The 557-nt window shown below is 59.0% G+C and carries 1 protein-coding gene; it reads left to right on the top strand.

What is annotated here, in order from left to right:
• Nucleotides 1-54 precede the first annotated feature (54 nt).
• Nucleotides 55-557 (top strand): fumarylacetoacetate hydrolase family protein (locus AC1DTN_RS38835; protein ID WP_477925548.1); only part of this gene is annotated, 503 nt, incomplete at its 3' end.

Below are 557 nucleotides of genomic sequence, written 5' to 3'. Positions count from 1 at the left end.
GAATGGCAGGCCTGCTTCCTGAACGGATGCCTGCAACAACTTTGGAGACTCGACTTGAAACTAGTCACGTATCGGTACCAAGATCGCCCCTACTTCGGGGCGGTCAGTTCAGACGGTCAATCCGTTCAACCTTTCGATGTGCCTGCCCACAAGGCGGAGCGCGCTGCGCTGGAATGGATCGAATGCACGAGCCGGGGAGACAAGCGGCCCGATCCGCTGAAGMAGGAAAGTGTCGCGATCGGCGACGTGACCCTCATGTCGCCGATCCCGCGCCCACGGCGCAACGTCTTCTGCGTGGGCCGAAACTACCACGCACACGCGAAGGAATTGTCCGCGTCCGTGTTCAAGGATAACGATGCGAATCCTGAATCCTGGCCAATCGTCTTCACCAAAGTGCCAGAGTGCGTGATCGGCGCCTTCGACGACGTTCTGATCCCCGCAGGTGTGTCGGAATGCATTGACTACGAAGCGGAACTGGCCGTGGTCATTGGCCGCGGTGGCAAGAACATCTCTCGCGTGGACGCCATGAGCCATGTCTTCGGCTATACGGTGGTCAA

The organism is Rhizobium sp. 01T444 (genome assembly GCF_056398305.1).
Note: the sequence above shows the minus strand (reverse complement) of the source record. Positions and strands in the feature narration are given on the sequence as shown.